Origin of the sequence: Gemmatimonas aurantiaca, assembly GCF_037190085.1 — a bacterium.
Taxonomy (GTDB): Bacteria; Gemmatimonadota; Gemmatimonadetes; order Gemmatimonadales; family Gemmatimonadaceae; genus Gemmatimonas; species Gemmatimonas aurantiaca_A.
On sequence record NZ_JBBCJO010000012.1, the window covers coordinates 456473 to 470047 of the forward strand.

The following is a 13575-nucleotide window of genomic DNA, read 5'->3' on the forward strand; positions in this document are numbered from 1 at the left end:
CAGGTATCTCAGAGTCGTGCCAAGGCCCACCCTGGCACGATGGTCAACGCGGCCATGGCGAGAAGACAGAGCACGCCCGCCGTGCGGGCAAGTGCCTCTCCAGTGCCGGTGGTCCGAACACCTTCGCCGGTATTCATGAACATCCGCTGAATGACCCGTAGATAGAAATACAGCCCCAGGAAGCTGCCGACGAGACCGAGGACAGCGTAGGCGCTGTACCCCGCGGCAACCACCGTCTGAAAAATAAGGAACTTCGCGGTGAAACCGGGAAGGGGCGGTAACCCGGCCAGCGACAACATCGCCACAGCGATGAGAGAAGCTGCTAGGGGATCGCGGTGAAAGAGCCCGTTCAACCGATCCAGCCGGTCGCGCTCCTCGTCGGTGCCGGTATTCGGCACCATGGCGAACGCCAGCAGATTCGACGCGGCGTACACCACCAGGTAGAACGTGATCGACTCCAGGCGCCCCGCCGACGGGCCGAGCAAGGCGTAGAACAGGTAACCCGCATGCGCGATGGACGAATACGCGATCATCCGGCGGAGACTCTGCTGCCGGATGGCCGTGATGTTCCCCCAGACGATCGAGATCAGCGGCAGCACCGCCACGATCGACACCAGCGGACCACTGAGCTCGGCGCCATCGCACAACCGCCACGCCACGATCAGCACGCCCGCCTTGGACAGTGTCGCCATGTAGGCCGTGACGGGAATGCTCGCGCCTTCATAGGTGTCGGGGGCCCAGGCGTGGAACGGCACCACCGCACCTTTGAGGAACAGCGCGACGATCACCAGCACCACCGCCGTTCGCGACAGCGCATCGGTGGCGCTCAATGCCTGCGCGAACGTTCCCGCCGACATCGATCCCGAGCTGCCATAGAGCAGCGAGATCCCCATCAGGAACATCGCCGACGCCGCGCCGCTCAGCACGAGATACTTGAGGGCCGATTCCGCCGACTGCGGACGCCGGAACGCCAGCACGATCAGCGCATACACCGGAATCGACATCAACTCGAGCCCGAGGAACAGCACCAGCGCACTCGTCGCCGACGGCAACAGACTCAGGCCGTACAACGACGAGAGCAGCAGGATGGAAAACTCCCCCTCCTCGAACTCGGTGCGTGACATCAGCAGCACGGGCACCGCGAGCAGCAACAGCATGCCCTTGGCCATCAGCACCGGAGGTGTCACGGCGAACTGCCCCGGGAACGGCTCCGCCGTGGTGCCGTTCATCCCGAGCCAGAAGGCCGCGCCCGCCGACGCCAGCACGGCCAGGATGGACACGGGCAACGCCAGCGTCCGCCCGCGCCGCAGCAACACCGTGACGATACCCGCGACGATGCCTCCGAGCAGCAGATGCTCGGGTAGCATGCCCATCAACGCGTCGTTAGTTGGCATGGGCATCCACCGCGGTACCCGCTTGCATGGCACCTGCTTGCGCGGTGCCCGCTTGGGAAGTGGTCAGTCGCACCTGGAACGCCCTGGCGGCGAGCTCCGTCTTGCGAAGCGCCCCATCGGGGAACAACCCGAGAGCAAAGATCGACACGACGAGAATGGCGAGGATGCTGCGCTCACGCAGCGAGAGATCGGTGAGCGGCTGATGTGGCGCCCTGGCCGGTCCGAAGAGGAACGTCAGGGCAAACCGCAGCATGTAGAGCGCACCGAGAATCACACCGCTCACCGCGGTGACAGCCAGCACCAGTGGCAACGACGTGCCATCGAGATGCTGTGGCCAGGCCGCGTTGAACGCCCCCAGCAGCACCATGAATTCGCCCGTGAATCCGCTCGTGGTGGGCAAGCCCACCGATGCCAGCGTGAAGATCACGAAGAACACCGCATACACGGGCATCTGACGCGCCAGGCCACCATACGCCGCGAGTTCGCGGGTATGACAGCGCTCGTACACCATGCCGACCAGCAGGAAGAGTCCGGCCGCCACCAGACCGTGACTCACCATCTGCACGATCGCCCCCTGAATGCCGGCCAGATCGAGACTGAGCAGCCCCAGCATCACGTAGCCCAGATGACTGATCGACGAGTAGGCGATGATCTTCTTGATGTCGGTCTGCACCAGCGCCAGACAGGCGCCGTACACGATGCTCACGACGGACAGCGTCATGAGCACCGGCGTGAACGCCCGTGTGGCATCGGGGAAGAGCGGGAACCCGAGCTTGATGAAGCCGTAGGTGCCCATCTTGAGCAGCACACCCGCCAGAATCACCGACCCGGGCGTCGGGGCCTCCACATGCGCATCGGGCAGCCACGTATGCAGTGGCACCATCGGTACCTTGATCGCGAATGACAGCGCGAACGCCGCCAGCAGCACACTCTGCACATCGAGCGGCAGTCGCGCCTGCATCAGGTCAGTGAAGGCAAACGAAGTCACCCCCCCGGCATTCCGCAGTGCCTGCACCAGGTAGATCACCGCCGCCAGCATGAGAATGCTGCCGAAGGCGGTGTACAACACGAACTTCACAGTGGCATAGCTGCGCCGCGCGCCACCCCAGATCCCGATGATCAGGAACATCGGGATGAGCATCGCCTCCCAGAACACGTAGAACAGGAAGAGATCCTGGGCCAGGAATGCCCCCATCATGGCGAACTGCAGCAGCAGCACCATGACATGGAACAGCGTCACGTCGCGCTCGATGGAATGCCAGGCGCCCAGCACCACCAGCGGCCCCAGGAACGCCGTCAGCAGCACCAGCAGCACGTTGAGTCCATCCATGCCGATGGCGTACGACACGCCCCATTCACCGATCCACGGCACCGAGGTCGCGAACTGCAGTCCCTCCACCGTGGCGTCGAAGTGCACATACAGCACGGCGGCCAGCAGGAATTGCACCGTCATCACCGCGACGGTGGCAATCCGCACGGCGGCGCCATTCCCCCGCAGGACCAGCAATCCCGCCGCGCCCAGCAGTGGCAGGAACAGCACCCAGTTCAGCATCGCCGCATCAGACATGACGCCAGCTCCAGAGCACGACACCGGCCAGGCCGATCACCACCAGCAGTCCGTACACATGCAGACTGCCGGTCTGCACACGCCCCAGCACGGCCGCGGTGCGATGCGCCAGCGAGCCCATACCGTTGAGAGTGCCGTCGAGCAGCATGCGGTCGCCGCCCTTGAGCAGCACGTTCTCCGAGATCCACACCAGTGGCCGCCCGAGCAGACGGTCGTAGAGTTCGTCCACGAAGTACTTGCCGCTCAGCAGCGCGTGCACCGGCGCGAAGGTGCGCGCGAGGCCTTCCGCGCGCGACGCCGGTCCGCCGTAGATGAACACGGCCAGCCCCACACCGCCGAGTGCCAGTGCGATGGACACGTAAAGCAAGGTGTGTTCGTAGTGTTCGAGCGCCGGCACCACCTGGGGCAATGGCAGCTGCGGCTCGAGGAAATGTGGCAGTGCGATGTATCCGCCCACCACCGACAGCAGCGCCAGCAGCATGAGCACACCGGTCATGGACAACGGCGACTCGTGCACATGATGCTCCACCTCGTGGCTCATGCGTGAAGCACCGAAGAAGGTGAGCCACAGCAGTCGCGTCATGTAGAAGGCGGTCATCAGGGCCGTCAGCGCGGCGAGTCCCCACAACCATGGGGCGCCCCCCGATGCGCTCGAGAAGGCATACCAGAGGATCTCGTCCTTCGAGAAGAAACCGGCGAGCCCCGGAATCCCGGCAATGGCCGCCGTCGCGATGGCGAAGGTCCAGAAGGTGATGGGAATACGCGTGCGCAGGCCGCCCATCTTCCGGATGTCCTGCTCGCCACCCAGCGCGTGAATCACGCTGCCCGCGCCCAGAAACAGACAGGCCTTGAAGAAGGCATGCGTCATCACGTGAAAGATGGCCACGCCATACGCGCCCACGCCGAGTGCCAGGAACATGAACCCCAGCTGCGAGACGGTTGAATAGGCGAGCACCTTCTTGATGTCGGTCTGCACCAGGGCGATGGTGGCGGCGAAAAACGCCGTGAGCACCCCGATGATGGCGATGAGCTGCGACACCTCGGGCGTGAGCACGTACACCGCCGACATGCGCGCCACGAGATACACACCGGCCGTGACCATCGTGGCCGCGTGGATGAGCGCCGACACCGGCGTCGGGCCGGCCATGGCATCGGGCAACCATACGTACAACGGAATCTGCGCCGACTTGCCCGTGGCGCCGATGAACAGCAGCAGCCCCACCAGACCGGCCGGTACGATCGCGCTCTGCCCGCCGGCCAGCGCCCCGTTGATGGTGTCCATGTCCAGCGTGCCAAACGCCCGGTAGAGCAGAAACATCCCGAGCAGGAACGCGGCATCACCCACGCGATTGGTGATGAACGCCTTCCGGCCGGCGGCCGCATTGGCGAGATCGTCGAACCAGAACCCGATCAGGAGATAGGACGCCAGGCCCACACCTTCCCATCCCACGAACAGCACCAGCATCGACCGCCCCAGCACCAGCAGGAGCATGAAGAAGAGGAAGAGATTCAGATACGCGAAGAAGCGCCCGAAGCTCTTGTCGTCGTGCATGTACCCGGTGGAGTAGATGTGGATAACCGATCCCACACCGGTCACGATCAGCGTCATGACCGCACTCAGACGGTCGAAATGGAACGCGATATCGAAGGTGTTCCCGCCGATGGAGGCCCACCGGTAGAACGGCTCCACGATCGGTGTGTACCCGCCGGCCTGGAGTTGCAGGAACGCGGTGATCGCGAGCGCGAACGACAGCAGGGGCGTTGCGCATCCGATCACCGCGGCCACGCCATGCCCGAACCGGTTCCCGCCCAGCGACGTGGCAAACGTGCCGTTGAGCAGGAAGCCGACGAGTGGAAGCAGCGCGATGAGCGCCAGCATATGCGACTGCATGAACGACATGCCGGACTAGCCCTTGAGCTCGGAGAAGCGATCGAGATCGAGCGATCGCGCATGTTTGACCAGCAGCAGCACGATCGGGATCGCCAGTGCGACCTCGGCGGTGGCCACCACGAACACCAGGAAGACCATCACCGCGCCCGCAGCATCCCCACGCTGCTGCGAGAAGGTCACGAGACTGAGGTTCACGCCGTTCAGCATGAGTTCCATGCACATCAGCATGATCAGCGCATTGCGCCGGATCACGACCCCCAGCAACCCGAACACGAACAACGCGCCCGACAACCAGAGCAGTGCCGTCACCTTATCCACGGGCACTCTCCCGCGCCCGGCGACTCACGCCGATGACCGCCAGCGCCGCCACGATCGCCGCGACGAGGAACACCGTCGTCAGTTCGAAGGCCAGCCAGTACTGCTGCAGGAAATCGGTGGAGAACTGCGTGAGCCCGAACGACTGCGACGAGGCCGGCAGTGCCGCCTGCGGAGTGGCCGGACGCGACATGCCCACGGCGAGCGCGCCCAGCAGCACCGCACCGCCCACCAGTCCCGGCACGAGCAGCGAGGAATACCGCCGGCTGCCCGACCCTTCCCGCACTTCCAGCAGCATGATCACGTAGACCATGAACACCATCACGGCGCCGACATAGATCAGCACCTGGAACGCGGCGATGAAATGCACGCCGAGCAATCCGTAGATCGCGCCCAGCGACATCATCGATGTGATGAGCGCCAGCGCCACCCGCATGGGCTCCCGGAGGACCAGCATCGACGCCGCACTCACCAGTGCCAGCACGCCGAAGACGGCCAGTGTCAGTGTTTCGATGGGACACCTCCCGCGACACCGTGCGCGCCACGCGCATCCCGCACGAGCGGCAGCACCGGCAACGTGGGCTTCGGTGGATAGGGCTTGGCCACATCCGCCTGCGGACGCCAGGTCATCATCTCGTCCATCGTGAGCCACATGTTGTAGCGGTCGTCCGAGACCAGGTTGGGCACGTCGGGCGCCATGCGGATGGCGTCTTCGGGGCAGGCTTCCACGCACATGCCGCAGAACACGCACCGTGAATAGTCGATCTCGAAGCGCACCGGATACTTGGGGTGCGCCGGATCGTTGGCGTCGAAACCGGGTTCGATTTCGATGACCTTGGCCGGGCACACGGTCGCACACATGTTGCACGCGATGCACTGCACCGAGCCGTCGGGGCGCTGCGTCAGCACATGCTTGCCGCGGTTGCGCGGCGCAAAATCGGGGCGGCGCTCTTCGGGATAGTACGTGGTGACCGCCCCACGGCGGCCCGTCACCCATTTGCCCATGTTGCGCAGGAAGACGCCGGTGGTGATGAACAGACCACGGAGCACCTCGGGCAGATAGGCCTTCTCCCACCAGTTCATGGTGGGTTCGTTCCAGTACTGTTTGCGCTGATACCGGACGCTCATGACGCACCTCCGCGCATCCACATGAACAGCACCGTCACGACCAGGTTGGCCAGCGAGAGCGGCAACAGCAGCTTCCACGACAGCCCCAGCATCTGGTCGTACCGGAACCGCGGCAGGGTCCACCGGATCTGGATCTGGAGCACGCACAGCAGCGCCACCTTGCCGAGGAACGTCAGCATCTGGAGCGGCACGCGCACACCCTGGCTCAGCGCGATCTCGCGCCCCCCGGGCAGCAGGAATCCCGCGTCGTTCATGAACGGCAGATTGTAGCCGCCCAGGAACAACGTCGCGAACAGCGCGCCCACGATGGCGATCTGGATGAACTCGGAGAACATGAACAGCCCGAGCTTCATCGCGCTGTATTCGGTGAAATACCCGGCCACCAGCTCCGATTCCGCTTCCGGCAGGTCAAAAGGAATGCGTTTGTTCTCGGCGATCGCGGCAGTGAGGAAGAGAAACGCCGCCAGCGGTTGCTGAAAGAGACCCCACGCCGGCAGAAAGCCGGCCATCGTGCCCGACTGCTGCTGCACGATCGATCCGAGATCGACCGTGCCATATACCAGGATGAGCCCCATCACCGTGAGCCCCATGACGAGCTCGTAGGAGATCATCTGCGAGCCGGCACGCAGACCGCCCAGGAGCGAGAACTTGTTCTCCGACGCCCAGCCCGCGAGCATCGCCCCGATGATGGTCAGCCCGCTGAACGCGAACACGACCAGCAGTCCGGCGTCGAGTTGCGCGATCTGCATGGAGTAGGTGCGTCCACCGAACCACGACGCCAGCGCCGGAAACAGCGCGCCCGGATCGATCGTGCCGCCGAACGGAATCACCGCGAACACCAGCAGCACCGGCGTGAACACGACGAACGGCGCCAGGAAGTATCCCAGCTGGTCGTGCGCCCGTGGCTTGAAGTTCTCCTTGAGCAGCATCTTCGCGCCGTCTGCCATACCGTGAAACAGACCGAGCCACACCAGTTTGATGTTGGTGAACGGAATGCGGATGTAGGCGCGATTGGCGCCCACCCGGTCCGACATCACCGCCGACTGCTTGCGCTCCACCCAGGTCAGCAGACCGCCGAAACTGAGCAGCATCACCATGGAGTAGATGATGAAGGCCAGCGTCATCACGAGATCGGGAAGCACCTGACTCATGCCGAGGCCCTCCGCACGCCGACTTCGGCGGAGAGCAGCATGCCGAACAGTGTCTCGGCGTGCGTGACCAGAGGCGCCGGCGTGAAACACGCCGCGAAGTCGCTCACCACGCCGGCGAAGTTCGTATAGTGCCCTGCCCGTTCCGTCTGGATGCTGATGGGCAGGAAGACCGCCGCCACTTCGTTGTCGGCATGCGCCCATGCATCGAGCCGGATCACCTGCGCTCCCTGCGGCAGCGCCGCAGCGGGCACGCCCTCACCCCACACCAGCACCACATCGGCATCAGCCGGAATGGCCGTCAGCCCTTCTGCCGGCAGCGGCGGAAACAACGCCAGCGCGCCATGACGATTGGGATTCTTGTCGGCCTTGATCAGGATGTCGTCCTCGATCACTTCACCGGGAACCGGCTGATGATCGGCTTTCACCCACGCCGTGAGCCGGTCGCCGAGCGATGCGGCAATGGTGAGCTGGAACGCCGCGAGTTCCTCGTTCGATCCCCAGCTCGACACCAGCGCCACCACCTTCTTCGCCCCCGCGAGCAACGCCGCGGCGGCCGCGATGGCGTCGGCACGATCGACCACGCGGCCGGCAATCATCGGCTGTTCGGCACGCGGACGTTCGAGGATCTTCGCCAGATCGCGGGCCTTGTTGCACACCCACGGCCCATTGACGTCGGGATTTTCCCGCGGCGTGACGCGTTCGATGCGGGTATTGAGTTTCGGATCGAGTGCCTTGAACGCCCAGGCCTGGCGACGATGCCAGATGGAGATGTTGCACCCCCGCTCGCAGCCGGGACACACCGAGGCCGTGGGCTCGGTGTACCACACACGGGAGTTGTCGATGTTCTCACGCGACAGCAGCGCCCCAACCGGACAGATGTCGATGACATTGTCCGAGTACACGTCGTCGTTGAAATTCGCGTCCTCGGCCGGCCGGATCAGCGAGTGATCGCCGCGGTACACCGCCCCCAGCGCGTGGGTCTTCGAGACCTCGTGGGTGAACCGGACGCAGCGCGTGCACATGATGCAGCGCTCGTTGTCCAGCATGATGCGATCGGAGAGCGGGTAGAACTTCGTCGCGTGATTCTTCCGGTCGCGCGAGAGTGACGCCGCGCCGTTGTGTTCGTAGTGGTAGTCCTGCAGGGTGCACTCGCCCGACTTGCTGCAGATGCCGCAATCCACCGGATGATTCAGGGTGATGAACTGCATCGTGTCCTTCCGCAACTTCTTCACCGTGTCCGAATTGAGCAGTACCCGCATCCCGGCGGTGACCGGCATGTTGCAGCCGATGTCGAACCACGGATCACCGTTGTCCGACTCCACTTCCACCATGCAGATGCGGCAGTTGCCCGGCACCGAAAGCTGCGGATGCCAGCAGAAATGCGGCACGTCGAACCCGTGCTCGCGCGCCGCCTGGATCACCGTCTGTCCATCCTTCGCGGTGACCGGGTGTCCGTCGATGAAGAACTCGAGGATCTTCTCGGGGCGATTCTCACTCATGCGGAAGCCCCCGCCGTTGCGGTCGCCGTCACATCCGCGAACGGATCGTCGACCGTCAACCGCCCGTCGTACATCGAGCGTCCGTTCGTGATGAAGTACTCGAATTCATCGCGATAGTGATCGAGAATCGCCGAACAGGCGTAACCCGCCGAGTCCCCGAGGCTGCAGATGGTGGTGCCATCGTTGGCGTTGGAGATGTGGTACAGCCGGTCGATATCGTCGGGATGTCCTTCACCGCGCACGATGCGGTCCAGGATGCGCTCCATCCACCCCATGCCCTCGCGGCAGGGCGTGCACTGTCCGCACGATTCGTGGTGATAGAAGCGCTGGATGATGCGCGCGACCCGCACCATGCAGGTGCCTTCGGCGATGACGATCATGCCGCCGGAGCCGATCTGTGAACCGGCACTCAGCGCGGAGTTGTGATCGAGCGTGAGTCCCTTGAGTTCGTTGGCATCGAGGATCTTCGTGGACACGCCGCCCGGAATGACACACTTGAGACCACGCCCGCCGGGAATGCCGCCACAGTCCTCGTAAAGGAACTTCTCCCACGAGTACCCGTATTCCACTTCGTACACCCCCGGGCGCACCAGGTGGCCGGAGATGGAGATCATCTGCGTGCCGGGACTCTTGGGCAGCCCCACCTTCCGGAACGCTTCGCCGCCTTCCCCCACGATGGCGGGAATGTTGGCCAGCGTCTCCACGTTGTTCACCACGGTGGGTCGCTGATACAAGCCCTTCACCGTAAGCCGTGGCGGACGGTTGCGCGGCCAGCCTTTTTTGCCCTCGAGAGACGCCAGCATCGCCGAGGCTTCACCGCACACGTACGAACCGGCGCCGCGATACAGCACGATATCGAGCGAATAGTCGGTGCCGAGAATGTTCCGGCCCAGCAGCCCGGCGTCGTACGCCTCTTCGATGGCATCGCGCAGCCGACGGTAGGGCAGATCGAACTCACCGCGGATGTAGATGAACGCGTGCCGCCCCATGATGGCGTAGGACGCCAGGATGAGGCCTTCGATGCACAGGTGCGGCACATGCTCGAGCAGCCAGCGATCCTTGAACGTGCCCGGTTCGCCCTCGTCGGCATTCATGCAGACGTAGTGCGGCTCACCGTCGTTCAGTTTGATGACGCCCCATTTCCGGCCGGCCGGAAAGGCCGCCCCGCCATGTCCGAGCAGACCCGCGGCCGAGACTTCCTTGGTGACATCGGTGGGCTGCATGCTGGTGAGCGCCTTCTGCAGCGACTGATAACCTCCACGAGCCCGGTACGCCGCGAGGGAATGCGACGTGTCCGTGACGGGGAAGTTCATGAAGTACTTCCGCCCGCTCAGCGCCGGAAATTCGGGAGTGGCCGTGACCGGTGTCGTCATTTCGCGAGGTCCTCGAGCAGCGCGTCCACCGCGGCCGGCGTGAGGTTCTCGTGGTACGTGTCGTTCACCATCATCATCGGAGCCGTGCCGCAGGACGCGAGGCACTCCACCGTGCTGAGCGTGAATTTGCCGTCAGCCGTGGTCTCGCCCGGCTTGATCCCGAGCTTCTGGCACAGGTAGCCCACCAGGCCTTCGGCACCACGCAGCGAGCAGGAGAGGTTGTGACACACCTGCAGATGGTGGGTGCCGAGCGGCACACGCGTGAACTGCGTGTAGAACGCGATCACCTCGTCCACCTGGATGCGCGACACGCCGAGATACGCCACGAGTTCGTCGATATCGCTGTCGGCGATGTATCCACGCTCCTCCTGGATGCGGCGCAGACACGGCAGCGTGAGCGATCCCGTGAAATCCTCCGGATAGCGCGTCTTCCAGCGCTCGAACTCCGGAATGAGATGCTGGATGTTCTCCATCGGTTTTTTCACCGGCGTCGTCATCGGTCGCACTCGCCACCGATCATGTTGATCGAGCCGAACGTCGTGACGATGTCGGCCAACTGATATCCGTCGAGCATGCGGTGCGCGCCGCCCATGTGCACGAAACTCGGCGAGCGGACATGCACCTTGTGCGGCACGCCCTCCCCATTGCTGACGATGTAGAATCCCAGCTCGCCGTTGGCCGCTTCGTGGCCCACGTACACATCGCCCGCCGGCACCACCGGCCCTTCCATCACCAGCTTGAAATGGTTGATGAGCGATTCGATCTCCCCGTACACGAGCTGCTTCTCGGGGAACACGCAGCGACGGTCGTCCACGTTGATGGGGCCGTCGGGGATCATGTCCATGAGCTGACGGATCATGTACACCGATTCGTCCATCTCGCGCATGCGCACGTAGTAGCGATCGTAGTTGTCGCCCAGAATCCCCACGGGCACGTCGAAATCGAGCTCGGCGTATGCGAGATACGGGGTATCCTTGCGCAGATCGCGCGGCACACCGGTGGAGCGCAGAATCGGTCCGGTGAATCCCCAGTGCAGCGCCTCCGCCGTACTGAGGGTGCCCACGTTGCGCATGCGATCGATGAAGATGCGGTTGCGGTCGACGAGGCCATGCACGCGTTCGAGGTACAACTCGTAGTCGCGCAGGATCTCCTCCAGCCGCTTGAACCAGCCCTCGGGCACGTCCGCCGCGAGGCCACCGATACGGCCGTACGAGTACGTGACCCGCGCGCCGGTGAGCGCCGCCAGATGTTCGTACATCGCGTCCCGCACCGTCACGAGATACAGGAACGCCGTCATCGCACCGAGTTCCATGAGCGACGCGGCCACACAGGTGAGATGGTCGGCCAGACGGGAGTACTCGGCCAGCAGCGTGCGCAGGTACTTCGTGCGCGGCGTGATCTCGATGCCCATCAGACGCTCCACCCCATCGCAGTACGCGAAGTTGTTGATGAGCGCCGAGCAGTAGTTCAGCCGGTCGACGTACGGGATGAGGTTGTGCCAGGTGTGATCCTCGCACTCCTTCTCGAACCCGCGATGCAGGTAGCCGCAGTGCACATCGGTGCGCAGCACCTTCTCGCCATCGAGTTCGGCAATGATCTGCACCGTGCCGTGCGTGGCCGGATGCGACGGACCGATGTTGACGACCACCGTGTCGTCACGGGAAGGCCCGAAGGCGGCCGCGACCGGGTTCGCGATCGGTGGACGGAGAACGGGGCTAGCGGACAAGGGCACTCTGCGGCGGACGGTACGGCACGAGAGGTTGTTCCTGCTGCTTCGGATAGTCCTTGCGCAGCGGATGACCGACGAACCCCTCGTACAGAAGAATGGGACGCAGATCGGCATTGCCGCGGAAGACGATGCCATACATGTCGTGGCACTCGCGTTCCATGTATCCGGCGGAACCGTACAGTCCCGTCAGCGTCTCCACCTCGGGCCGCACATCGGGTGCGGTCGCGTCCGCGGCTTGGTGTACGCGCACCTTGAGCCGGATGCGCACATGATGGGTGGTGGAGTAGAAGTGGTAGACCACGTCGAACCGCGGCGTGCGGTCGGGCCAGTCCACCGCCGTCACATCGAGAAAGAGGTCGAAACCGAAGTCGTCGCGCAGGCCACGGGCCACGCGTACGAGGGCTTCGGGGAGCAGTTCCAGCACCAGGATGCCGTGCTGCACGCCGAGCGACCGCACGGGACGTTCGGGAGACAGCGGGAGCGCCTCATCCGCATCCGGAGGCGCCGGGACCTGCAGCGACTGGAGTAGCGACTGCTCGAGCTGTGTGAAAACCGTTGCCGTCACGATCAGAAGCGGTCGTTGATGATGGGATGGCGCCCGTTGGCGATCTTCTCCTGCAGGCGCATGATCCCATCGATGACCATTTCCGGGCGCGGCGGGCAGCCGGGGACGTAGATGTCCACCGGGATGATGCGGTCGATCCCGGGCAGCGAAGCGTAGTTCTGGTAGAACCCGCCCGACGTGGCGCAGACCCCGAAGGCCATGACCCATTTGGGCTCGCACATCTGCTCGTAGACCTTGAGCAGGATGGGGGCCTGTTTCTGGGTGACCGTGCCCACGACCATGAGGAGATCGGCCTGACGCGGGGAGAAGCGCGGCAGCGCGGCCCCGAACCGGTCGGTGTCGTAGTTGGAGGCGCTGACGGCCATGAATTCCATGGCGCAGCAGGCCGTCACGAACGGATAGGGGAAGAGCGAGAACTTGCGCGCCCACCCCACGAGTTCGTCCTTGCGCGTCGTCAGATACTCGAACGTCGCGTGTTTGCCCGGGGTGGCGGATCCGGCGGAGGCCCCTGCGGGCGCCGGTCTCGTCACATCCACGATGGGGAGCTGCTTGCCGTACATGCTCACTCCGTTCGTCACTCCGTCACGGCGTCCAGCACCCGCGCGCGATACACGTACAGCAGGCACAGCACCAGGAGCGTGGCGAACAGGAAAAAGGTGAAGACCATGAACCCGGTCAGCGGACGCGCACCGAGCGCCCAGATGAAGAGGAACATGGTCTCGAGATCGAACAGCAGAAAGACGATGGCGACCGCGTAGTACTTGATCGGCACCGCCTTGACGTTGAGCAGATCGACGGCCGTGGCGCCACACTCGAACGGTTCGAGTTTGGTGGACGTCATGGCCGGTTTGGGTCCCAGCAGCGCGTTGAGCGCCAACGCCAGGCCAACGAAGCCGACGATCGCGCAGAAGTACAGCAAGAACGTGAGATAGGGAGTCATCGCGGACAGGCAGGATCCGCACC

General features: G+C 64.2%; 14 protein-coding genes. All 14 read right to left on the reverse strand.

Annotated elements, in window-relative coordinates; genetic code table 11:
• Window positions 1-8: 8 nt before the first annotated feature.
• The 14 genes from WG208_RS16540 to WG208_RS16605 all read right to left on the reverse strand — a co-directional run bounded on the left by WG208_RS16540 (window position 9) and on the right by WG208_RS16605 (window position 13552).
• Complete coding sequence (locus WG208_RS16540) at window positions 9-1394, reverse strand: NADH-quinone oxidoreductase subunit N (RefSeq protein ID WP_337172484.1); 1386 nt, start codon at window positions 1392-1394, stop codon at window positions 9-11.
• Window positions 1384-2961: an NADH-quinone oxidoreductase subunit M gene (locus WG208_RS16545; protein WP_337172485.1), complete on the reverse strand. Its 1578-nt coding sequence runs from the start codon at window positions 2959-2961 to the stop codon at window positions 1384-1386. The genes WG208_RS16540 and WG208_RS16545 overlap by 11 nt, the downstream gene beginning before the upstream one ends.
• Complete coding sequence (nuoL, locus tag WG208_RS16550) at window positions 2954-4852, reverse strand: NADH-quinone oxidoreductase subunit L (protein ID WP_337172486.1); 1899 nt, start codon at window positions 4850-4852, stop codon at window positions 2954-2956. Before nuoL ends, WG208_RS16545 begins: the two co-directional genes overlap by 8 nt.
• 15 nt (window positions 4853-4867) lie before the next feature.
• On the reverse strand, window positions 4868-5170 hold the full coding sequence (gene nuoK, locus WG208_RS16555; protein WP_337172487.1) for an NADH-quinone oxidoreductase subunit NuoK: 303 nt from the start codon (window positions 5168-5170) through the stop codon (window positions 4868-4870).
• Window positions 5163-5651 (reverse strand): NADH-quinone oxidoreductase subunit J, encoded by a 489-nt coding sequence (locus WG208_RS16560; RefSeq protein WP_337172488.1) that lies wholly within the window; start codon window positions 5649-5651, stop codon window positions 5163-5165. Before WG208_RS16560 ends, nuoK begins: the two co-directional genes overlap by 8 nt.
• A gap of 17 nt (window positions 5652-5668) precedes the next feature.
• The gene (locus tag WG208_RS16565) at window positions 5669-6295 is read right to left on the reverse strand and encodes an NADH-quinone oxidoreductase subunit I (protein WP_337172489.1); all 627 of its coding nucleotides are present in this window, start codon (window positions 6293-6295) and stop codon (window positions 5669-5671) included.
• Entirely contained in the window at window positions 6292-7446 is a 1155-nt protein-coding gene (locus tag WG208_RS16570; protein ID WP_337172490.1) for a complex I subunit 1 family protein, read from the reverse strand. The genes WG208_RS16565 and WG208_RS16570 overlap by 4 nt, the downstream gene beginning before the upstream one ends.
• The gene (locus tag WG208_RS16575) at window positions 7443-8945 is read right to left on the reverse strand and encodes a 2Fe-2S iron-sulfur cluster-binding protein (RefSeq protein ID WP_337172491.1); all 1503 of its coding nucleotides are present in this window, start codon (window positions 8943-8945) and stop codon (window positions 7443-7445) included. The genes WG208_RS16570 and WG208_RS16575 overlap by 4 nt, the downstream gene beginning before the upstream one ends.
• Window positions 8942-10318 carry an NADH-quinone oxidoreductase subunit NuoF gene (nuoF, locus tag WG208_RS16580; protein ID WP_337172492.1) on the reverse strand — a complete coding sequence of 459 codons (1377 nt, stop codon included), beginning with the start codon at window positions 10316-10318 and terminating at the stop codon, window positions 8942-8944. The genes WG208_RS16575 and nuoF overlap by 4 nt, the downstream gene beginning before the upstream one ends.
• Window positions 10315-10815, reverse strand: coding sequence for an NADH-quinone oxidoreductase subunit NuoE (gene nuoE / locus WG208_RS16585; protein WP_337172493.1), 501 nt, complete (start codon window positions 10813-10815; stop codon window positions 10315-10317). Before nuoE ends, nuoF begins: the two co-directional genes overlap by 4 nt.
• Entirely contained in the window at window positions 10812-11966 is a 1155-nt protein-coding gene (locus tag WG208_RS16590; RefSeq protein WP_337172494.1) for an NADH-quinone oxidoreductase subunit D, read from the reverse strand. Before WG208_RS16590 ends, nuoE begins: the two co-directional genes overlap by 4 nt.
• A 67-nt stretch (window positions 11967-12033) precedes the next feature.
• The gene (locus WG208_RS16595) at window positions 12034-12612 is read right to left on the reverse strand and encodes an NADH-quinone oxidoreductase subunit C (RefSeq protein ID WP_337172495.1); all 579 of its coding nucleotides are present in this window, start codon (window positions 12610-12612) and stop codon (window positions 12034-12036) included.
• Window positions 12613-12614: 2 nt separating this feature from the next.
• The gene (locus tag WG208_RS16600) at window positions 12615-13172 is read right to left on the reverse strand and encodes an NADH-quinone oxidoreductase subunit B (protein ID WP_337172496.1); all 558 of its coding nucleotides are present in this window, start codon (window positions 13170-13172) and stop codon (window positions 12615-12617) included.
• Between the two features lie 14 nt (window positions 13173-13186).
• Window positions 13187-13552 carry an NADH-quinone oxidoreductase subunit A gene (locus WG208_RS16605; protein ID WP_337172497.1) on the reverse strand — a complete coding sequence of 122 codons (366 nt, stop codon included), beginning with the start codon at window positions 13550-13552 and terminating at the stop codon, window positions 13187-13189.
• Window positions 13553-13575 lie beyond the last annotated feature (23 nt).

What these genes read in the sequence shown, in the direction of transcription:
- WG208_RS16540 (WP_337172484.1), bottom strand. Translation starts at nt 1,394, where the DNA reads ATGCCAACTAACGACGCGTTGATGGGCATGCTACCCGAGCATCTGCTG.
- WG208_RS16545 (WP_337172485.1), bottom strand. Translation starts at nt 2,961, where the DNA reads ATGTCTGATGCGGCGATGCTGAACTGGGTGCTGTTCCTGCCACTGCTG.
- nuoL (WP_337172486.1), bottom strand. Translation starts at nt 4,852, where the DNA reads ATGCAGTCGCATATGCTGGCGCTCATCGCGCTGCTTCCACTCGTCGGC.
- WG208_RS16565 (WP_337172489.1), bottom strand. Translation starts at nt 6,295, where the DNA reads ATGAGCGTCCGGTATCAGCGCAAACAGTACTGGAACGAACCCACCATG.
- WG208_RS16570 (WP_337172490.1), bottom strand. Translation starts at nt 7,446, where the DNA reads ATGAGTCAGGTGCTTCCCGATCTCGTGATGACGCTGGCCTTCATCATC.
- WG208_RS16575 (WP_337172491.1), bottom strand. Translation starts at nt 8,945, where the DNA reads ATGAGTGAGAATCGCCCCGAGAAGATCCTCGAGTTCTTCATCGACGGA.
- nuoF (WP_337172492.1), bottom strand. Translation starts at nt 10,318, where the DNA reads ATGACGACACCGGTCACGGCCACTCCCGAATTTCCGGCGCTGAGCGGG.
- nuoE (WP_337172493.1), bottom strand. Translation starts at nt 10,815, where the DNA reads ATGACGACGCCGGTGAAAAAACCGATGGAGAACATCCAGCATCTCATT.
- WG208_RS16600 (WP_337172496.1), bottom strand. Translation starts at nt 13,172, where the DNA reads ATGTACGGCAAGCAGCTCCCCATCGTGGATGTGACGAGACCGGCGCCC.
- WG208_RS16605 (WP_337172497.1), bottom strand. Translation starts at nt 13,552, where the DNA reads ATGACTCCCTATCTCACGTTCTTGCTGTACTTCTGCGCGATCGTCGGC.